General features: G+C 60.2%; 18 protein-coding genes. 4 read left to right on the plus strand and 14 right to left on the minus strand.

All coding sequences use genetic code 11. The annotated features are described in order from the left end of the window. Positions 1-82 precede the first annotated feature (82 nt). A complete protein-coding gene (locus ABLV76_RS07155) occupies positions 83-1030 on the minus strand; it encodes a hydroxyacid dehydrogenase (protein WP_004205666.1) in 948 nt (315 codons plus the stop codon). Continuing rightward, on the minus strand, positions 1027-1722 hold the full coding sequence (locus tag ABLV76_RS07160; RefSeq protein ID WP_004205665.1) for a hypothetical protein: 696 nt from the start codon (positions 1720-1722) through the stop codon (positions 1027-1029). Before ABLV76_RS07160 ends, ABLV76_RS07155 begins: the two co-directional genes overlap by 4 nt. Positions 1723-1888: 166 nt before the next feature. Between ABLV76_RS07160 and ABLV76_RS07165 the strand changes: the two genes are divergently transcribed. After that, a complete protein-coding gene (locus ABLV76_RS07165; RefSeq protein WP_048325482.1) occupies positions 1889-2605 on the plus strand; it encodes an IclR family transcriptional regulator in 717 nt (238 codons plus the stop codon). Positions 2606-2643: 38 nt separating this feature from the next. Here ABLV76_RS07165 and ABLV76_RS07170 read toward each other — a convergent pair whose 3' ends face one another. From ABLV76_RS07170 to ABLV76_RS07200, 7 genes are all read right to left on the minus strand, one after another. Beyond that, a complete protein-coding gene (locus ABLV76_RS07170; RefSeq protein ID WP_017899642.1) occupies positions 2644-3978 on the minus strand; it encodes an MFS transporter in 1335 nt (444 codons plus the stop codon). A gap of 58 nt (positions 3979-4036) precedes the next feature. Continuing rightward, on the minus strand, positions 4037-5305 hold the full coding sequence (locus ABLV76_RS07175; RefSeq protein WP_043520692.1) for an MFS transporter: 1269 nt from the start codon (positions 5303-5305) through the stop codon (positions 4037-4039). After that, positions 5295-6350, minus strand: a complete 1056-nt coding sequence (locus ABLV76_RS07180) for an amidohydrolase family protein (RefSeq protein WP_004205661.1) — start codon at positions 6348-6350, stop codon at positions 5295-5297. Before ABLV76_RS07180 ends, ABLV76_RS07175 begins: the two co-directional genes overlap by 11 nt. Positions 6351-6668: 318 nt before the next feature. After that, a complete protein-coding gene (locus ABLV76_RS07185) occupies positions 6669-7679 on the minus strand; it encodes a HoxN/HupN/NixA family nickel/cobalt transporter (RefSeq protein WP_348878242.1) in 1011 nt (336 codons plus the stop codon). Beyond that, a complete protein-coding gene (gene hypF / locus ABLV76_RS07190) occupies positions 7676-9910 on the minus strand; it encodes a carbamoyltransferase HypF (protein ID WP_114508398.1) in 2235 nt (744 codons plus the stop codon). The genes ABLV76_RS07185 and hypF overlap by 4 nt, the downstream gene beginning before the upstream one ends. Positions 9911-9918: 8 nt before the next feature. Further along, a complete protein-coding gene (gene hydN, locus ABLV76_RS07195; protein ID WP_004205658.1) occupies positions 9919-10446 on the minus strand; it encodes an electron transport protein HydN in 528 nt (175 codons plus the stop codon). 135 nt (positions 10447-10581) lie between these two features. After that, on the minus strand, positions 10582-11595 hold the full coding sequence (locus ABLV76_RS07200; RefSeq protein ID WP_004205657.1) for a LacI family DNA-binding transcriptional regulator: 1014 nt from the start codon (positions 11593-11595) through the stop codon (positions 10582-10584). A gap of 248 nt (positions 11596-11843) precedes the next feature. Between ABLV76_RS07200 and ascF the strand changes: the two genes are divergently transcribed. The 3 genes from ascF (at position 11844) to ABLV76_RS07215 (ending at position 15219) form a co-directional block, all read left to right on the plus strand. Then, complete coding sequence (gene ascF / locus ABLV76_RS07205) at positions 11844-13286, plus strand: PTS cellobiose/arbutin/salicin transporter subunit IIBC (RefSeq protein ID WP_048295440.1); 1443 nt, start codon at positions 11844-11846, stop codon at positions 13284-13286. 26 nt (positions 13287-13312) lie between these two features. After that, positions 13313-14737, plus strand: coding sequence for a 6-phospho-beta-glucosidase (locus tag ABLV76_RS07210; protein ID WP_023318986.1), 1425 nt, complete (start codon positions 13313-13315; stop codon positions 14735-14737). A gap of 188 nt (positions 14738-14925) precedes the next feature. Next, positions 14926-15219: a SymE family type I addiction module toxin gene (locus ABLV76_RS07215; RefSeq protein ID WP_064178262.1), complete on the plus strand. Its 294-nt coding sequence runs from the start codon at positions 14926-14928 to the stop codon at positions 15217-15219. Positions 15220-15230: 11 nt separating this feature from the next. Here the strand turns inward: ABLV76_RS07215 and hycI are convergent, their stop codons facing one another. The 5 genes from hycI to hycE all read right to left on the minus strand — a co-directional run bounded on the left by hycI (position 15231) and on the right by hycE (position 19289). Further along, entirely contained in the window at positions 15231-15701 is a 471-nt protein-coding gene (gene hycI, locus ABLV76_RS07220) for a hydrogenase maturation peptidase HycI (RefSeq protein ID WP_064178261.1), read from the minus strand. Continuing rightward, the gene (locus tag ABLV76_RS07225) at positions 15694-16104 is read right to left on the minus strand and encodes a formate hydrogenlyase maturation HycH family protein (RefSeq protein ID WP_043520704.1); all 411 of its coding nucleotides are present in this window, start codon (positions 16102-16104) and stop codon (positions 15694-15696) included. The genes hycI and ABLV76_RS07225 overlap by 8 nt, the downstream gene beginning before the upstream one ends. After that, positions 16101-16868 (minus strand): NADH-quinone oxidoreductase subunit B family protein, encoded by a 768-nt coding sequence (locus ABLV76_RS07230; RefSeq protein ID WP_002914891.1) that lies wholly within the window; start codon positions 16866-16868, stop codon positions 16101-16103. The genes ABLV76_RS07225 and ABLV76_RS07230 overlap by 4 nt, the downstream gene beginning before the upstream one ends. After that, positions 16868-17410 carry a formate hydrogenlyase complex iron-sulfur subunit gene (locus ABLV76_RS07235; protein WP_048325491.1) on the minus strand — a complete coding sequence of 181 codons (543 nt, stop codon included), beginning with the start codon at positions 17408-17410 and terminating at the stop codon, positions 16868-16870. Before ABLV76_RS07235 ends, ABLV76_RS07230 begins: the two co-directional genes overlap by 1 nt. A gap of 169 nt (positions 17411-17579) precedes the next feature. After that, positions 17580-19289 carry a formate hydrogenlyase subunit HycE gene (gene hycE / locus ABLV76_RS07240; RefSeq protein ID WP_004205649.1) on the minus strand — a complete coding sequence of 570 codons (1710 nt, stop codon included), beginning with the start codon at positions 19287-19289 and terminating at the stop codon, positions 17580-17582. Positions 19290-19291 lie beyond the last annotated feature (2 nt).

Genomic DNA, 19291 nt, shown 5'->3' on the forward strand with positions numbered 1-19291 from the left:
CTACGCTTACCCGGCCTGCGGACGCCGCCCGTAAGTGCATAAGGGCAGAATAATTAACCGGGAGCGCAGGTTCGGTTAACACTTAATACGTTGTTTCTGTCTGAGCCAACTCCTGCAGCACCTGCAGAATGTTGGCCGCGGCGGCGGTCCCCATTTTCACGTAAGAGGCATCGCTAACGCCGCCCACATGCGGAGAGAGAATGACATTATCGATCGCCTGCCAGATATGCGGCGTGGTTAATGGTTCACTATTAAAGCTGTCAAGCGCCGCCCAGCGCAAGGTCCCCGCTTTTAATGCCGCGGCCAGCGCCGCATCGTCAATCAACCCGCCGCGCGCGGTATTCACGAGGATGGCGCCCGGCTTACACTGCGCCAGCGTGGCGGCATTGATCATTCCCCTGTTTTGTTGCGTCAAAGGGCAATGAAGCGACAGCACATCGGCCTGCATGAGCAGCTCGCTAAGTTCAGCAACACGTTCACATTCCGGCGGAACCGCTTTCGCATAGGGATCGTAAGCCAGAACCTTCATGCCAAAGGCACAGGCAATCTTCGCCACCCGGCTGCCAATGGCGCCGAGGCCGATGAGTCCCAGCGTTCTGCCCTCAAGCTCAAGCGATTTATGCGTTGATTTATCCCAGTGCCCTTCGCGCAGGCGGCGATCAAGCGGAATGACCGACTTAGCACAGGCCAGAATTAACGCCCAGGTGTGTTCGGAAACCGCGGCGGCATTCGCCCCGGTCGCCGCGCGAACCAGAATGCCGCGTGCGGCAGCCGCCTCAACGTCAATGACATCGATGCCGCTGCCATGTTTGGCAATCACCTTCAATGCAGGGGCGGCATCCATAACGGCGGCAGTGATGTGGCCATAGCGCACCAGGATGGCGACGGGATTGTGCTGCTGGCACAGCGCGATCAGCTGGGCCTCTGTAGGCTGGCGGCCGGCAAAGACAAGTTCGTAATCTTCCAGCATCCCCAGCGCCGCGTCAGCCAAATCGCTGCCGGTAATCAGTATGACATTTTTAGCGCTCATGGCAGTGTCTCCCCTTCGCTCAGCATCCCCGCCTGACGCAGAGCGCTCTCCAGCCAGTGCGGACGAAGGTCGCCGTCGCGGATAGCAACCAGACGTTTTGATTCCATTTCCAGTTTACCTTTCGCCAGCTCGATGATAGTGCGGACTTCATCGCGCGGGATAACAACCACGCCGTCAATATCCCCTACCACTAAGTCACCTGCCTGCACCGCGGCGCCACCGACCGAAATGGCATGATTGACCCGGCCAGGAATGAACTTGGTGGGGCCGCACGGATTCAGGCCGGCTGCGAAAACCGGAAAGCGTTGTTTACTTAAGGTTTCCGCATCACGAACAGCGCCATCGATGACGATCCCGGCGATACCGCTGGCCTGCGCCTGCGTTGCCATGATCTCTCCCAGCAGCGCGCAGGAGAGATCGCCCTTCCCGTCGATGACCAGCACGTCGCCAGGTTTGGCGACGGCCATTGCGGCGTGAATAGCCAGATTATCCCCTGGGCGTACCTCTACGGTAATCGCCGGCCCGGCAACCGTCATATGCGGCGCCAGCGGCTTGATGCGGCCATGTAATGTGCCACGGCGTCCGGCTACGTCAGCCAGGATGGCGGCCTGAAATTCGGCAGCCTGACGGACCTCTTCCGCGTCAACACGCGCAATATCAAGATTGATGAGTTTCTGTTGTGAAGCAGGCATGGTGACTCTCCATTTGTTTTACTAGGTACAACTTGTGTGTACTATATAAAACAACTATACGAGCATTGCGTCGCTTTTCGCCAGTGTTGCGAAGTTGTTTGTGATGTAAACACGAAGTTACTCACAAAATTCAGGTACAATTTTGGTCGGCAAAAAGGAGAACATGATGGGGAATGAAGGCGTAATTGCCGTTGAAAAGGCGCTGGCTTTACTTGACTGCTTCCGTCCCGGTAATGACAGTCTGACGTTAACCGAGCTGGCCCAGCTTTCGGGATATCACAAAACAACCGTTTATCGCCTGATGAATTCGCTTGAGCGAATGAACTACATCATCCGGCACGACGATGGCACCTATACGCTCGGCCACCGTTTGCTCTATCTCGGCAAGCTCTATGAGCAATCATTTGAACTTGCCAGAGTCGTACAGCCGGAATTGCAGGCGCTGTCGCAGGCCTCCAGCGAAAGCGCAAGCTGGTATGTGATTGAGGGTGGGCAACGCCTGTGCCTGTTCCGCGCCGAAGCCTCCCAGGGATTACGCCACAGCAACCTGCCCGGCAGCCAGTTCCCGCTGGATGGTTCCGCTATCAGCAAGGTTTTACGCCACTGGGGATTGGGTGAATCGTTGCCGGAAGACGAGTCGACGCTGCCGTTCTATACCTCCGGCGCGCGCGACCCGCACACTGCGGCCTTCGCAATGCCTGTTTTTGGCGTCCACGATAAACTGATCGCGGCGCTGGCCCTGACCGGGCCGGCATCGCGTCTGACGGAAGATCGTAAAACGAGCGGCATCAGCCAGCTCATGCAGGAGACGGCCAACCGCCTGTCGCTCAAGCTAGGGGCCAGCAAGCCTTTCTGCGAAACGTTTTACGGTGTGAAAGAGTAGCTTTGCTGAGAAGGCGGGAAAAATCCCGCCTTTGCTTATTAATGGGTCACCTGTTTTTCCTGCCTGGCAGACTGCGAGTAACGGCGCCCCATCGCCAGCACCGCAATGCCGCCTGCCAGACACAAGACGGCCAGCGGCAGCATCGCCAGCGTATAGCTTCCTGTCCGTTCGCTAATAATGCCATAGGCATTCACCATCACCGCGCCGCCAATCAGGTTGGCGATCGCGCCGATGGCCGCCAGCCCGGCGGCAGCTGACGTGCTGCTCATCCAGCCCGATGCCAGCGCCCAGAAGGGGCCCTTCGCCGCATATGCGCCAATCAGTATGGTACTGAGGATCATAATGGTGGCCGGCAGCGATAGATTGATAAATGCCGCGAACACGCCAGCCGCAATCATAAAGAGGGCAAGGGCCGTGTGCCAGCGGCGTTCATTATTCCGGTCCGAACTGCGTCCCCATACAATCATCAGCACCGAGGCCAGGCCATAGGGGATGGCATTCAGCAGCCCGGTGGTCAGGTTATCAAGATGGAACGACTTCAGCAGCTGTGGAGACCAGACGCTTAGCGTGGTGCCGGCAGAAGAAGCGCCAGCGTAAATCAGCGCCATAAGCCAGATCTGGCGATGCTTCAACAGTTGCCATGTCGTGGTGTGGCCGATCTGTGTCTGCTGTTGCCGCTCTGCCTGAAGGGTGTTTTCCAGCCACGTTTTTTGCCGCTCGGTTAACCAGCCAGCCTGGTGAGGGCGGTCGCGCAGAATAAAAAACGCGGCTATTCCCAGCAGTACCGCCGGCAGCCCTTCAATAATGAATAACAGATGCCAGCCACGCAGCCCTAACCAGCCATCCAGGGTCAGGATCAACCCTGAAAGCGGTGAACCGATAAAGTTAGCCAGCGGAATGGCCACCATAAAAGAGGCAATGATACGCGCACGGTAGCGCGACGGGATCCACCAGGTAAGATAGAGCACCACGCCCGGAAAGAAGCCCGCTTCGGCGGCGCCCAGTAAAAAACGGACGATATACAGTGAGGTGGTATTTTGCACCAGCGCCATACACATCGATACCACGCCCCAGCTAATCATAATGCGCGGCAGCCACAAGCGTGCCCCCACCTTCTGCATCGCCAGATTGCTGGGTACTTCAAAAATAAAGTAGGCGACAAAATACAAACTGCTGGCGAAACCAAAAGCCGCCTTACTTAGCCCCAGATCCTCATTCATCTGCAGCGCAGCCATACCTATATTGCCCCGGTCAATAATCGACACCAGGTAGCTCACCACCAGGAACGGAAGGATGCGCCAGATAACCCGCCGCATGGTCTCTTTTTCCAGCGCGTCGTTATCGGTCGCGCGGTTCGGTAATTGATCGGTCATGGTTTCCTCGCAGGGTTTCATTATGTTTATCAGGAAAACGATGTAGAGATGAAATACGTTACTTCAGCTTGATGCCTCTGGTTTCCGGCGCTCGCCACACCACCAGCATCGCCGCAAGGAAAGCAACCACGGTCGTCGCCAGTCCCGCGGTGAAACCGCCGGCATTGGCGACAGCGCCAATCAGTAGCGGCGCAATAAATCCGCCCAGACGGCCTCCGTTATAGGCGAGCCCCATCAGGAAGCCCCGGGAAGAGGTGTCCCCGATGATTTCCGCCAGGAAGGGTCCGGAGCCCGCAAAAATACCGTTAACCCCGAAACCGGCCATGAAAATCGCCACCATCAGAATGATGGGTTGAGTGGTCACAAGGTAAAGCGCGACGGCAATCGCGCCCGTTAACAGATAAATCAGGAACATTGGACGGCGTCCCCACTTATCCGCCAGCACCGAAAACACCAGAAACCCCGCGATGGCCCCAGCCTGCAGCGCAAGTACAAATTTCAGACTGTGCAGAAAATCCAGGTGTTTGACTTCTCGCAGATAGGTGGGTGTCCAGGTAAATACGCCCCAGAACAGATACTGAATAAAAAAGATAAAGACAAAGGCCAGCAGCAGACCTCGCAGATTGTGTTTCCCCAGCTTCGCGGCAGGTTGACTACTCGTCGCCTTCGCCTGTTGACGAGCAAGCCAAACCTGCGATTCCGGTGTGAACCAGGCCACCACGCTCATAATGAACACCGGCAGCGCGCCGATCATAAACAGATAGCGCCATGCCCCCTGCTCCAGGCCGCCATTAACCGAGCTGACGATTGCCGTCAGGCTGATGGCCAGAATCGCGCCAACGGGCAACCCCATTTGCATCAGCGCGCCGCCGCGCGCGCGCCGCTCTGGCCGCCAGGTTTCCGCAATCAGCGCCGCGCCCGATGTCCACATTCCGCCCATACCCAGCGCGCCGCAAAAACGTAACAGCGCGAAATGTTGTTGATCGTGCGTAAAGGCTAGCAGGCCGGAAAAGAGTGAATAGATGGCGATACAGGTCAGCGCCGTTTTTACACGGCCAATTTTGTCGGCGATAAAACCAAACAGGATCCCGCCAATAATCTGCCCCCCGGCCGTGACGCTGATAAACAGCCCAAGCTCGGTTTTATTAATACCGAACACCACGCCCAGTACTGGCAACAGCAATGAAAGCAGAAAGGAGTCATAGCTTTCAAATGTCCAGCCAAGGCCGCCCAGCGCCAGCGTCCGCCTCTCAGCAACGCGCTGTGGCAATGTGTCAGGCGTCGCTTTAGTCGCAGTAAATTGATTCAGCTCGCTTTTACTGGTCATTGATCTTCTCCACAGAGGTTAACCGATAACAGGTTGCGGCAGTGCGCCAGAACAACTGCGCCTGTTCGCCAGGGGACATCTGTTGCGCCAGGCGTTTGCAGGCGTTCCAGAAAACGCCGTAGCTGAACATGCCTTTATCGACCGGAAAGTTGCTGGCGAACATGCAGCGTTCCGCACCGAAAAGCGAAACGATGGTCTCAAACCACGGTTGCCAGGCCTGTGCCAGCATTTGCGAATCCGGCGGTGTTTCTGCCGCTGCGAAGGGAAATCCCCTGACCGTCATACCAAATCCGCTAATTTTTACGCATACGTTCGGCAGTTCCGCCAGATGTCGCATACTGTTTCGCCACTGCTGAAACATGTCTGGATCCCGTTCTGAATAGGGTCCAACGCCGACTGGCCCGCCACAGTGATCGAGCACAATCTGAAGCGTTGGTATGTACCGCGCCAGCTCGGCAATTTCATCCAGTTGCGTGTGGTAAACCCACACATCAAGCGACAATCCATTTTTCGCAAGGCAGAGAGCGCCCCGATGGAACGGATCGCTCAGCGCCAGTCCTGGCGGTGGCGTAACCGGGCTGGACGTGACCCGCGGATCGGGATGCCAGGCCAACGGATTGCGCATCCCACGCAGCCGCCCGCCGGATAACGCTATCGCGCTCTCGATGGCAGGCTGCATCGCATCGCCCGCCAGCAAGCTAAGGCCGCCGATGACGGCTTCGCATCCGAGCGCGTTTGCATAATGTCCGCTGGCGAACATCGCGGCGATACCGCTGGCAAACTCGATTTCACCAAGCGGTTTAAGCGTCTCCGGCCCGTCGCGACGCAACATGGAGCGGCATTGCACGTAGACCGATGAGACAACGCGATGCCCTGAGGTCTGGATATCGTCGCTGAACTCATGGGTGAGATAGCGGCCGGTTTGCCGATCCCAAAGATGATGATGCGCATCAATGATGGGCAGCTCGGGTTGTAATGGCGCTTCACGATGTAACGCAAGCCACTCGTTTCTGACCGCAAGGTGCGGCGCGGTAACGATCTCCATGAATACCTCGTTTTGTTTTACCCTGTACAACAGTGTTTTATTTTACAAAACTACTATAACGAGGCTGCCGTGTTTTTATCCAGTTAACGAATGGTTTAAATGATGTAAATAAGAGGTGAATCACAGATGCTGCGGGTCGTTAAAACGAAGAGAAATGAAGATTTGATAAAAATAATAATTTTTCAATGAGTTAAATAAGTGAGCTGATTAACGTAGAGCGATGGTTCGTGACGACCGGTGGGAACCTGCGCAGAGAAGCGCCGCCAGAGAGTGATGATCGCCCGGCTTAGCGCAGCGCAAGCCGGGAAAATGCTGAACCTAACGCGCCAGATTATCGTAGCCGCGCCAGCGATAATTGAGCACCGACAGCGCCCAACAGGCGACAAACAGCCCGACCACCACAAACCCGGCGTCGCCGAGGTTGTCGTTTAACGCCCCTACCCAGCGCCATATTCCGCCGCTGAGAGCAAACTTATCCATCAGCAGACCCAGCGCTTCCAGGCCGCCGATAAACAGCGCCACCACCACCGAAGTGCCGGTGATGGTCATGTTGTAGTAAAGCTTGCGCTGCGGCTTGCTGAACGCCCAGCCGTAGGCGCCGACCATCAGCACGTTATCGAGGGTGTCCACCAGCGCCATGCCGCTGGCGAACAGCGCCGGGAAGACCATAATCGACCAGACGGAAATCCCGCTCGACGCGCCGGCGGCGGAGATGCCCAGCACGCCGATTTCGGTGGCGGTATCAAACCCGAGGCCGAACAGGAAACCGACCAGGTACATCTGCCAGCTACGGCTGACCAGACGAAAGGTTTTGCCAAACAGCCAGCTCATCACCCCGCCGCTGACGATCTCGTCGCTCAACGGCTCACCCCGCTTCCACGCCCGAAAGCTACGCCAGACGCTGCGCAATATCACCAGGTTGATAAAGGCCATCGCCAGCAGAAACAGCGCCGACACAGCGGTGCCGATGACGCTACCGGTGTCGTGCAGCCAGTTCATCTGCGCGCTGAAGGCCGTGGCGGTAGCGGCAATCGCTGCCGAGGCCAGCACCACAATCGACGAGTGGCCCAGCGAGAACCAGGCCCCGACGGCGAAGGGCCGCCGCCCCTGCTGCATCATCTTGCGGGTGACGTTATCAATCGCCGCGATATGATCGGCGTCCACTGCGTGGCGCAGGCCGTAGCCCCAGGCCAGCAGGCTGGCGGCCATTAGCGCGCCGCTGTCGCCAAAGGCCTGCAGCGCCCAGCACCAGGCCAGTAAGTTCGCCGCGATCAACCCCAACACCAGGCCCGCGGCGCGCGGCTGCTGGCGTAAAACTGTCATTATCATTGTTGTGTTCCTTGAGCCTGAACGCGAGCGGCGGCGATCACCGCCTGACCATAGGCGATTGCGCCGTCGCCGGCCGGCAACTGCTGCGCAAACAGCAGAGTAAAATCCGCCAGATAAAAGGTCAATCGCGCCGCCAGCAGACGGTTATGCAGCACCCCACCGCTGCAGACAATCGTGTCGATGCCGCGGGCAGTCGCACAGTCGCGGGCCATCGCCGCCAGTCCGCAGGCCAGGGCGTCATGAAATGCCCAGGCTTTTTGCGCCGGGCTCGCCTGCCAGCGCAGCCACTGTCGCCAGAAGGTGGCCAGGTCCAGCGCATTGCCGCGCCACGGCAGCGTGACCGGATGGCTGACGCCGGGGCAGCTGGCGGCCAGCGCCTCCAGCCGACAGGCCGCCTCCCCCTCATAGCTCAGGCTCTCCGGGGCGCAGTCCAGCGCGCAGGCGACGGCATCAAACAGCCGTCCGCAGGACGAGGCGCGCGGCGCGTTAATACCGCGGTCGATGGCCTGCGCCAGCAGCGGCCAGTTGCGCTGGCGCAGCGTGCCGGTCTGCGGGTAATCCTGCCAGTCAGGGACAAAAGCCAGGCACTGAGCCAGCAGATTACGCCACGGCTGACGCGCCGCCAGGTCGCCGCCCGGCAGGGCGACAGCCGGCAGCCCGCCGAGATGTTCGCACTGGCGATAGTTAACCCGCAGGCACTCCCCTCCCCATAGCGCGCCGTTCTCCCCCATGCCGATTCCGTCGAGGATCAGGGCGATAACGTCTCCGCCGTCGAGCGGCCAGCGGTGCTCTGCCAGGCACGCCGCAGCGTGAGCATGGTGATGCAGCACGGTCTCCACCGGCAGCGGCAGAGCCGCTCCCCACTGCGTCGATCGATAGCCAGGATGGGCGTCAACCACCACCCGCTGCGGCGCAAAGGCGAAGATGTTCTGCATCAGCTGCAGCGCGCTGCGCCACTGCTGCTCGACGCCCTCCTCGCCAAGATCGCCGAAGTGCTGGCTGAGAACCGCTTCGCCCCCGCGCGCCAGGCAGAAGGTGTTTTTCATGTCCGCGCCCAGCGCCAGCAGCGGCGGCACCTTGTCCAGACCCGGCGGCAGCGGCAGCGCATCCGGGACATAGCCCCGGGCGCGGCGCAGCATTTCTCCGCTCGAGCGCACCAGAGAATCATCCAGCCGCTGCACGATGTCGCGGTTATGCAGCAAAAAGCCGTCGGCGATGTCGGCTAAGTCGTTGAGTGCTTCAGTATTACTTAACGCCGGCGGGCGGCCGCTAAGGTTGCCGGAGGTCATCACGATAGGGCGCGCCAGCGCCTGCAGAAGCAAATGCTGCAGCGGATTAGACGGCAGCATCACCCCAACTTCCGCAAGCCCTGGCGCAATCTCGTCGCACAGGCCGGAGACCTGCGCTTTGCTAATAAGTACGATGGGCGCCGCCGGGGAGTCCATCAGCGCCACGGCGTCGGCAGGTAACCCCGCCGCAGAGGGCAGCATCACCGCCAGCGGTTTCGCCGGACGGTGTTTCCTCGCCCGCAGCGTGGCAACAGCAGCGGGGTTGCCGGCGTCGCAGGCCAGATGAAAGCCGCCGACGCCTTTTATCGCCACGATGTCGCCCGCCGCCAGCCGGGCGATAGCCGCCTGCAGCGCCGCCTCGCCGCGCCGCACTTCACCCTGGGCCCGCCACTCCAGCCGCGGCCCGCAGTCGGGGCAGGCCACCGGCTGGGCGTGAAAGCGGCGATCGGCGGGATCGCGGTATTCCGCCTCGCAGGGCGGACAGAGCGGAAACGGCGCCATCGCGGTAAAAGGCCGGTCGTAAGGCATGGCACGAATGATGGTCAACCGCGGCCCGCAGTGGGTGCAGTTGATAAAGGGGTAGCGATAGCGGCGCGCCCGGGGATCATTCATCTCCGCGAGGCACGCCGGGCAGGTCGCGGCATCGGGCACGATCTGGGTGCGCATCCGCCCCGCCCCGCTCTCGCGGATGGTGAAGCCCTGCGGCGGAGCCGCCCAGCAATAAGGGGCGCAGTCGGCGCTGTCGACTCGCGCCAGCGGCGGGCAGTGGGCAGCGAGGGCGGCAGTAAAACCGTCATCGCCTCCGGCCAGCCGCACCAGAACGCCCTCGCCGTCGTTACAGACATCGCCGCAGCGAGCCTGCCTCTGAGCCAGCTGCCAGACAAAGGGGCGGAACCCCACCCCCTGCACCTTACCGCGAATGCGGATTTGCACCCCGTTCATGCCAAAGGTTACCAGGCCAGCGCCGTGCGGCGACGTTTCTCTTGGTTCATCTGCTCCAGCTTGTTGCGGTCTACGCAGACCAGGGCGTGCGTCGGGCAGACCTCCATGCAGGCCGGGCCGCTGTCGCGGTGGAAGCAGAGATCGCACTTGTTGGCTTCGGCTTTTTCCGCCACGACGTTCAGTCCGGCGCCGCTATGGCGGATCACCGGCCGCACCACTACCTCCATCGCCCCGTACGGGCAGGCGACGACACAGGTTTTGCAGCCGATGCAGCGCTCCTGCATCACGTGAACAAAGCCTTTATCGCGACTGATAGCGCCGTTCGGGCAGACGTTGGCGCAGGGGGCGTCCTCACACTGACGGCAGGCGGTGGCCGTGGAGACATTGACCCCTTTTATCACATGAATACGCGGCTGAAAGGTGTGCGGCGTCAGGGAGGCGCAGTCCTGATGTTCCTGATGGGACACCACGCAGGCCACTTCGCAAGTGCGACAGCCGATGCATTTGCTCGCATCGGCGATAATGAAACGGTTCATCCATTTCTCCAGCAGTAAGAGGGTTAGGCGCCGGAGTATGCATAATACGTTCCAATTCTTATATTATTGATAATAAATAGATTTTAATCGGTGATGCGCTGTCATCGTCAGTAGTGACGATGACAGCTGACGACGTCAGGCGCAGGGACCCGCCACCAGCGACTCACGCTCGATCAGCGCCCCTGGGAAGCTCTGCTGAACATTGAATTCCCCGCCATCGAGCATAAATATCAGGCGATTAATGCTCTCTTTAATCATCTCCGTCACCGGCACCCGGACGCTGGCGAGCGACGGCACCATGTACGGCGCCAGCACAATATCGTCAAACCCCACCACCGAGACCTGCTCCGGCACCTTAATGCCCAGCTGGTGAAGCTGCTTCATCGCCCCGATGGCCATATCGTCATTGCTTGCCACCAGCGCGCTGTAGGTCACCCCGCGCTGACGCAGGCTCTCCACTGCCGCCGCGCCGGTTTCCGGCGTCCAGCGCCCTTCGGCGATGAGCGCCTCGTTCAGGGTAATGCCGTGGCCAGCCAGCGCGTCTTTGTAGCCGGCAAGACGCTCAACGCCGGTGGGCGAGTCAAGGGAGCCGGTAATAAAAGCGATATCGCGGTGGCCCAGGGCAATCAGCCGCTCCACCACCCGCATCGCCGACGCTTTTTGATCGGACCAGACGCAGTGGCTGGCGTGGCGGCGCAGGCGGCGGTTAAGCACCATGATCGGCTGCGAGTGGTTCTCAACGATCTCATCCATCTCGTCGACAGTGAGAAAACGCGGGTAGATGATGATCGCATCGCAGCGCAGATCCAGCAGGTACTGGATCGCCTCCCGCTCCTCTTGCGCGCTGTGCTTGCCATCCGCGAGGATCAGCTGCCGCCCCTGGTCCTCGGTCATCCGCGCCACCTGATACAGCAGCTCGCTGAAATAGACGCCGTGGTACAGGGTATTGGTCACCACCAGGCCGAGGGTTTGCGTGGTTTTGGTCGCCAGGTTGCGCGCCAGCAGATTCGGTCGGTAGCCGCTCTCCGCCACCGCCTTAAACACCCGGTCTTTGGTCTCCTGGCTGACATAGCCGTTGCCCGACAGCACCCGCGACACGGTCGCCTTCGATACCCCCGCGCGCTTAGCGACCTCCAGCATCGTTGCCATGTGATTCTTCCTGTTGCAAAAGTTGCAGGCAGTGTACTGCACGTTTCCCGCTTTTACAGCACTCCCCTGCTCACCGCGACGATTAGCGATCAAAATCACAAAACTGAGATCATATTTTTTTATTTCTTGTGCAATCAAATGAAACTCACCATGATTTTGTGGAACCGGTTTCCTATAAAGCATGGTATCGCCCGGCGATGCGGCGCGGTAACAGATCAGTACCCTATTGATAAACAGGATAAAATCCGATGTCGAAAAATTATGCAGCCCTGGCGCAACAGATAGTCGCGGCATTAGGCGGAGTCGATAACGTCGTCGCCGTGACCCACTGCATGACTCGTCTGCGTTTCGTGGTCAAAGACAACGAACAGGTCGATAGCCCTACACTGAAAGGCCTGACCGGGGTGCTCGGCGTCGTGCGCAGCGATAACCAGTGCCAGGTGATCATCGGCAACACGGTCTCACAGGCCTATCGCGAGGTGGTGAATCTGCTGCCCGGCGACCTGCGCCCGGTCGAGCCGCAGGGCAAAGCGCCGGTCACCCTGAAACGCATCGGCGCCGGGATCCTTGACGCGCTGATCGGCACCATGTCGCCGCTGATCCCGGCGATTATCGGCGGATCGATGGTCAAGCTGCTGGCGATGATCCTTGAGATGAGCGGCGCGTTGCCGAAAGGCTCGCCGACGCTGACCCTCCTGACGCTTATCGGCGACGGCGCATTTTTCTTCCTGCCGCTGATGGTGGCCGCCTCCGCGGCGGTGAAATTCAAAACCAATATGTCGCTGGCCATCGCTATCGCCGGGGTGCTGGTGCATCCCGGGTTTATCGAATTAATGGCCAAAGCCGCTCAGGGCGAACACGTTGAATTTGCCTTTATCCCGGTGACCGCGGTGAAATACACCTACACGGTGATCCCGGCGCTGGTGATGACCTGGTGCCTGTCGTATATCGAACGCTGGGTGGATCGCATTACCCCGGCGGTGACGAAAAACTTCCTTAAGCCAATGCTGATCGTGCTGATCGCCGCCCCGCTGGCGATCCTGCTGATTGGCCCGCTCGGCATCTGGATCGGCAGCGCCATTTCCGCGCTGGTCTATACGATCCACAGCTATCTCGGCTGGCTGTCGGTGGCGATCATGGGCGGGCTGTGGCCGCTGCTGGTGATGACCGGCATGCACCGGGTCTTTACGCCGACCATCATTCAGACCATCGCCGAAACCGGCAAAGAGGGCATGGTAATGCCGTCGGAGATCGGCGCTAACCTGTCGCTCGGCGGCTCTTCGCTGGCGGTGGCGTGGAAAACCAAAAACCCGGAACTGCGCCAGACGGCGCTGGCCGCCGCGGCATCGGCGATTCTGGCCGGGATTTCCGAACCGGCGCTGTACGGCGTGGCGGTGCGCCTGAAACGCCCGCTGATCGCCAGCTTGATCAGCGGCTTTATCTGCGGCGCGGTGGCGGGTATCGCCGGACTGGCCAGCCACTCGATGGCGGCGCCGGGGCTGTTCACCAGCGTGCAGTTTTTCGATCCAGCCAATCCAATGACCATCGTCTGGGTGTTTGGCGTGATGGCGCTGTCGGTAGTGCTGTCGTTTGCCCTGACGCTGATCCTCGGCTTTGAAGATATTCCCGTTGAACAGGCCGCCGCCGACGCCCGAGCGCGCCAGGCCCAGGCCCAGGCAACCCACGCCTGAACACATCATTGATAACGAGGTAACGCATGGCGAGTTTCCCACAGGGATTTTTATGGGGCGGCGCACTGGCCGCCAACCAGTCTGAAGGCGCATGGCGCGAAGGGGGGAAAGGGATGGCCACCGTGGATACCCTCCCCCACGGCGCCCACCGTCTGCCGGTAAAATTAGGCCTGGAGAAGCGCTTCACGCTTCGCGAAGACGAATTCTACCCCAGCCACGAGGCGATCGATTTCTACCACCGCTACAAGGAAGATATCGCCCTGATGGCGGAGATGGGGTTCAGCGTCTTTCGCACCTCCATCGCCTGGAGCCGCCTGTTCCCGCGCGGCGACGAGCAGCAGCCGAATCCGCAGGGCATCGCCTTCTATCGCTCGCTGTTCGAAGAGTGCAAAAAGCACGGTATCGAGCCGCTGGTCACGCTGTGCCATTTTGACGTGCCGATGCACCTGGTAATGGAGTACGGCTCCTGGCGCAACCGCAAAATGGTCGATTTCTTCAGCCACTACGCCCGCACCTGCTTTGAAGCTTTTGACGGTCTGGTGAAATACTGGCTCACCTTCAATGAAATCAACATCATGCTGCACAGCCCCTACTCCGGCGCCGGTCTGGTGTTTGAAGAGGGAGAAAACCAGGAGCAGGTGAAGTATCAGGCCGCGCATCACGAGCTGGTGGCCAGCGCGCTGGCGACAAAAATCGCCCACGAGATAAACCCGCAAAATCAGGTCGGCTGCATGCTGGCGGGCGGTAATTTCTACCCTTACTCCTGCAAGCCGGAAGATGTCTGGATGGCGCTGGAGAAGGACCGCGAAAATCTGTTCTTTATTGACGTCCAGGCGCGCGGCGCCTACCCGGTGTGGGCCGCGCGGGTGTTCCGGGAAAAGGGGGTCACCATTGCGAAGCAGCCGGGCGATGACGAGATCCTCAAAAACACCGTCGATTTCGTCTCCTTTAGCTACTACGCCTCACGCTGCGCCTCGGCGGAGATGAACGCCAGCAACACCAATGCCGCCAATATCGTCAAGTCGCTGAAGAACCCGCACATTCCGGCCAGCGAATGGGGCTGGGGCATCGACCCGCTGGGTCTGCGCATCACCATGAACATGATGTACGACCGCTATCAGAAGCCGCTGTTCCTGGTGGAAAACGGGCTCGGCGCCCGGGACGAGATCGACGCCAGGGGCGAGATCAATGACGACTATCGTATCAGCTACCTGCGCGAGCACATCAAGGCGATGCGCGACGCCATCGGCGACGGTATTCCGGTGCTGGGTTACACCAGCTGGGGCTGTATCGATCTGGTCTCGGCGTCAACCGGCGAGATGAGCAAACGCTACGGCTTTGTCTATGTCGATCGCGACGACGCCGGCAACGGCACGCTGGCGCGCAAGCGTAAAAAGTCGTTCTTCTGGTACCAGAAGGTAATAGCCAGCAACGGCGCCGACCTCGACTAAGCGCGTCTCCGGCGCTCGCCCGTCTCCCTGCGCTGGCCGGGGGCCGGGGGACGGGCGTCTGCTTTCTGTTGCATCCATTACATGTTTTTTTCTCGAGCCTGATTCCAGTTTCTGGTTTGCCTCCCGTTCACAACAACTGGTATTTTATCCAGTATATTTTCAGGGGTATCTTCAGCAAGGAGCAAATCATGAACGCACAGCATCCCCCCGCAGCCAGAGGGATCGTCAGGGCCATTCGCCAGTTAACCGTGGGTTATGTCAGAAAACGCCATGAGAACCGCAAAACGCGGGAGACGCGGCGCTACACCCGCCACGCGGCCCTGAGCCTGAACGGCGACTGGCTGGAGCAGGCGGGATTTCCGGTCGGCACGCAGGTCAGAGTCTCGGTGTCGCCCGGTAAATTAGTGATAGAGAATCTTGAGCTGGCGCCGCCGGTAACGGGGCTCCCGGCAGGCCAGTCGTGCGCCGTCGGGGAGCCCTGATCGCCGCAGGGTTAATCGTCTGCGGCCTCCAGCCGGGCAAAGCCGCCGTGGTCCTGCCAGCCTGCCAGCTGCTGGTATACCCGGGCAACGGCCTCTTTCACCGGCTGGGTCATCGGATAATAAAAACCGACGATATCCGGCTGAATGCCGAGGAAGATCACCTCGCCGACGTCCTCTTTCAGCTGATCGACCAGATAGTTGAGCGGCATGTTATGGGTGGTCATCATAAACATCTCGGCGATGTCGTCGGGGTCGATGACGCGAATGTCGCCGGGGTTAAGGCCCATGTCGGTGGCATCAACAATCAGCAGGCGTTCGGGGCGTAATTCACGGATCGCCACGATGTCGTTTTCCGGCGCGCTGCCGCCGTCGATGACCACCCACTGGCCGGCCGGGTTCGCCGCGCACATCTCCGCCAGCAGCGGGCCGGCGCCGTCGTCGCCCATCATGCTGTTGCCAACACAGAGTAAAACGTCAGTCACGTAATCTCCTCACCATCAGATAGATGGCGCTCTCCTGGTGAATATCATGCAGCATGCTGAGCATCGCTTTGCTCCACGCCTGCTGCTGCGGGGTCTGCGCGGACTGCGCTTTATCAAAGGCGTTGGCCAGCATCGCCACATGGCTGCTGTCGATGACGATTTCGCCATACTTCGGCACGCCCTCCATTTTGCGCCGCGCGACGCTCCCGGCCTCAAGGGTGGCGATCCACGCCAGATACGCCTCCCACGGGCAGCTCAGCGCCGCCTCAAGACAGTCGATAACGCCGAGGTGGTGGCCAATCGCCAGGCTGTAATAGACCACCTGCTGCGCCTGATCCGGCGTGGCGTCGTTCTCATCAATAAATTTACGGCTCAGCTGACTGAACACCACCGTCTCGCTCATCGGATACGCGCCCCCTCGACCACCTGGTTGAGATGGGTGACGATCTCGGTCAGACGCGGATCTTTCTCCGCTTCCAGCCAGCGCAGCACCTGGCTGTCGCCCTGGCCGAGCAGACGCATATAGTCGTCAGCAATCTGCCGGCCATAGCGATAGCCCGCCAGACGCCGCGCTTCGCGGTCGATGCGCACCCGCAGGGGTTGCACCATATCGGCGTGCAGCAGCTCGGTCGGCTGTTCGTCAAGCTCGCCCGGCAGGCGGGCGTGAATTTTCTGCTCCAGCAGGCCGAGGGCCATGGCGAAGCCGTACAGGGTGGCGGCGGGCGTCGGCGGGCAGCCCGGAATATAGACATCGACCGGTACGATTTTATCGGTACCGCCCCAGACGCAGTACAGGTCGTGGAAGATGCCGCCGCTGTTGCCGCAGGCGCCGTAGGAGATACAGATCTTCGGATCCGGCGCCGACTGCCAGGCGCGCAGCGCCGGGGAGCGCATCGCGCGGGTCACCGCCCCGGTAAACAGCAGGATATCGGCATGGCGCGGCGAAGGCACAACCTTAATCCCGAAGCGTTCAGCGTCGAACAGCGGCGAAAGGGTGGCGAAGATTTCGATTTCGCAGCCGTTACAGCCGCCGCAGTCGACGCGATAAACGTAGGCGGAACGTTTGATTTTCTTCAGCAGCGAGGCCTTCATGCTGGCGATGGATTCATCCACCGTCATCGGCACCGGAATGCCGTTTTCATCGCGCGGGCCAAGTAAAGTGCTCATCAGCTGGCCTCCCTTATGTGGCGGGTCAGTTCAATACGATCGGACGGCACCAGACATTTCTGGCGCTTGCATTCCGGGCAGGTTTCGAAGCTTTCGCGGTGCAGCTCGGCGCGGGTATCGCCGTTATGCTTGAGCAGCGCGATGGCGTAGTCGATCTCCTTTTGCACCGCGAACGGCCGCTGGCACTCCCGGCAGTGGCAGATAGCGAAGCGCGACTGCTGAAGGAAATCCTCTTTCTTCCACACCGCCAGCTCATACTCCGGCGACAGCTTAATCGCCGCCGTCGGGCAGACCTCTTCGCAGCGGCCGCAGAAGATGCAGCGCCCGAGGTTGAACTGCCACGCCAGCTGGTTAGTGGCCAGATCGGTCTCGACCATCAGGGCGTTCGATGGGCAGGCATTCACGCAGGCCGCGCAGCCGATACACTGCTGCGGGTTATGCTCCGGCTTGCCGCGGAAGTTTTTATCTACCGGCATCGGCTCCAGCGGGTAGGCGTGCGTCGCGGTGCCGGTCTTAATGACTTTTTTAATAAAGGTAAACATTGTTGCTCCCAGGTTGTGTACGGCCTTTTACCCTCACCCTAGCCCTCTCCCTGAAAGGGAGAGGGGACAGTTCTGCACGGTCAGTGAATTCGCACTCGTCTGCCCTTCCCCCTCTCCCCTGTGGGGAGAGGGTCGGGATGAGGGGCCCCACGCAATGGCTCAATTATTTCTATTTCAGCGGCGAGTTTTTACGCTCGATGCTATAGCGCTCCAGCTCTTTGTACGGCACCACTTTGCTCTTCTTCTTGCGTACATCGACCACGGTCATGCGGTCGGTACAGGAGTAGCACGGGTCGAGGCTGCCGATGATCAGCGGCGCATCGGAAACGGTGTTGCCGCGCAGCATGTAGCGGAGGGTCGGCCAGTTGGCGTAGGTCGCCGCCCGGCAGCGCCAGCGGTACAGTTTTTGGTTGTCGCCGGTCATGCTCCAGTGGATATCGTCGCCGCGCGGCGCCTCGGAGAAGCCCAGCGCGAAGCGGTGCGGGATATAGGTGAACCCTTCCACCATCAGCGGACCGCCGGGCAGGTTATCGAGACCGTAATCAATCATGTTCAGCGCGGTATAAACCTCGTTGATCCGCACCTTGAGGCGGGATATCACGTCGCAGCCCTGCTCGCTGTGAACCTCCATCGGCAGCAGGCCGTAACCGACGAACGGATGGTCGGCGCGGGTATCACGGGCGTGGCCGCTGGCGCGCACCATCGGGCCAACGTTACTGAAGTCGCGGGCGATTTCCGGGTCCAGCCGGCCAATGCCGACGGTGCGCTGCTCCATGTTCGGGGTGCTGAGCAGCATATCCACCAGCTCCTGCACATCGCGACGCATCTGCTGCGCAAGCTGACGGGTCTGGATCATGTCCTCTTTCAGCAGGTCGCGGCGGATCCCGCCGATCAGGTTCAGACCGTAGGTTTTACGCGCGCCGGTGAGGATCTCCGCCATCTTCATCGAGGTTTCGCGCACGCGGAAGAACTGCATAAAGCCGGAGTCGAAGCCGGTGAAGTGGCAGGCCAGACCAAGGTTCAGGAGGTGCGAATGCAGGCGTTCCACCTCCAGCAGAATGGCGCGGATCATCTGCGCCCGCTCCGGCACCACGATGCCCATCGCATTCTCCACCGAGGTGGTATAAGCGGTACTGTGGGCGAAGCCGCAGATGCCGCACACGCGGTCAGACAGGAAAGTCACTTCGTTATAACCCATGCGGGTTTCCGCCAGTTTCTCCATGCCGCGGTGGACATAGAACAGACGGTAATCGGCATCGATAATGTTCTCACCGTCAACGAACAGGCGGAAGTGGCCGGGCTCATCGGAAGTGACGTGCAGCGGACCGATCGGCACCACGTTGTTTTTCTTGCTGCCGAGCTCGTTGATGAACTCGTAGGTTTCGGCGTCGGTGGTCGGCGCCGGACGCTGGCGGTAGTCCATGCTGTCTTTACGCAGCGGATAGAGTTCGTCCGGCCAGTCATCCGGCAGCACCAGCCGGCGTTCGTCCGGCAGGCCGACCGGCACCAGGCCGTACATGTCGCGTACTTCGCGCTCGCCCCACACCGCCGCCGGCACGCGCGGCGTCACCGACGGGTATTCCGGTTTGTTGGCGTCCACTTCCACGCGCACGGTGATCCAGCATTTGGTGCCCTGCTCCATCGACAGTACGTAATAGACCGCGTAGTGGCCGTTCAGCTTACGTTCATCGTTGCCGAACAGCACCGACAGCCAGCCGCCCTGCTGGTAGTAGAGAAACTCCACCACTTCCGGCAGGTAATTGACCTTCACGGTGATGGTTAACTGGTCTTTGGTCTGCCAGGCTTCGTCCAGCACCACGCCCGGAAAGGCCTGGTGCAGCGCCGCAAGATAGTGTTGACCGATTTTTTCTTCAGACATGC

Source organism: Klebsiella sp. GB_Kp047 (assembly GCF_040065235.1).
GTDB lineage: Bacteria > Pseudomonadota > Gammaproteobacteria > Enterobacterales > Enterobacteriaceae > Klebsiella > Klebsiella quasipneumoniae.

Excerpts from the sequence above, each read along its gene's own strand:
- hycE (WP_004205649.1), bottom strand. The coding sequence starts at position 19,289 with ATGTCTGAAGAAAAAATCGGTCAACACTATCTTGCGGCGCTGCACCAG.
- ABLV76_RS07175 (WP_043520692.1), bottom strand. The coding sequence starts at position 5,305 with ATGACCAGTAAAAGCGAGCTGAATCAATTTACTGCGACTAAAGCGACG.
- ABLV76_RS07160 (WP_004205665.1), bottom strand. The coding sequence starts at position 1,722 with ATGCCTGCTTCACAACAGAAACTCATCAATCTTGATATTGCGCGTGTT.
- ABLV76_RS07165 (WP_048325482.1), top strand. The coding sequence starts at position 1,889 with ATGGGGAATGAAGGCGTAATTGCCGTTGAAAAGGCGCTGGCTTTACTT.
- ABLV76_RS07215 (WP_064178262.1), top strand. The coding sequence starts at position 14,926 with ATGAACGCACAGCATCCCCCCGCAGCCAGAGGGATCGTCAGGGCCATT.
- ascF (WP_048295440.1), top strand. The coding sequence starts at position 11,844 with ATGTCGAAAAATTATGCAGCCCTGGCGCAACAGATAGTCGCGGCATTA.
- ABLV76_RS07225 (WP_043520704.1), bottom strand. The coding sequence starts at position 16,104 with ATGAGCGAGACGGTGGTGTTCAGTCAGCTGAGCCGTAAATTTATTGAT.
- ABLV76_RS07185 (WP_348878242.1), bottom strand. The coding sequence starts at position 7,679 with ATGATAATGACAGTTTTACGCCAGCAGCCGCGCGCCGCGGGCCTGGTG.
- ABLV76_RS07200 (WP_004205657.1), bottom strand. The coding sequence starts at position 11,595 with ATGGCAACGATGCTGGAGGTCGCTAAGCGCGCGGGGGTATCGAAGGCG.
- ABLV76_RS07180 (WP_004205661.1), bottom strand. The coding sequence starts at position 6,350 with ATGGAGATCGTTACCGCGCCGCACCTTGCGGTCAGAAACGAGTGGCTT.
- hypF (WP_114508398.1), bottom strand. The coding sequence starts at position 9,910 with ATGAACGGGGTGCAAATCCGCATTCGCGGTAAGGTGCAGGGGGTGGGG.
- hydN (WP_004205658.1), bottom strand. The coding sequence starts at position 10,446 with ATGAACCGTTTCATTATCGCCGATGCGAGCAAATGCATCGGCTGTCGC.
- ABLV76_RS07210 (WP_023318986.1), top strand. The coding sequence starts at position 13,313 with ATGGCGAGTTTCCCACAGGGATTTTTATGGGGCGGCGCACTGGCCGCC.
- ABLV76_RS07170 (WP_017899642.1), bottom strand. The coding sequence starts at position 3,978 with ATGACCGATCAATTACCGAACCGCGCGACCGATAACGACGCGCTGGAA.
- ABLV76_RS07235 (WP_048325491.1), bottom strand. The coding sequence starts at position 17,410 with ATGTTTACCTTTATTAAAAAAGTCATTAAGACCGGCACCGCGACGCAC.
- ABLV76_RS07155 (WP_004205666.1), bottom strand. The coding sequence starts at position 1,030 with ATGAGCGCTAAAAATGTCATACTGATTACCGGCAGCGATTTGGCTGAC.
- ABLV76_RS07230 (WP_002914891.1), bottom strand. The coding sequence starts at position 16,868 with ATGAGCACTTTACTTGGCCCGCGCGATGAAAACGGCATTCCGGTGCCG.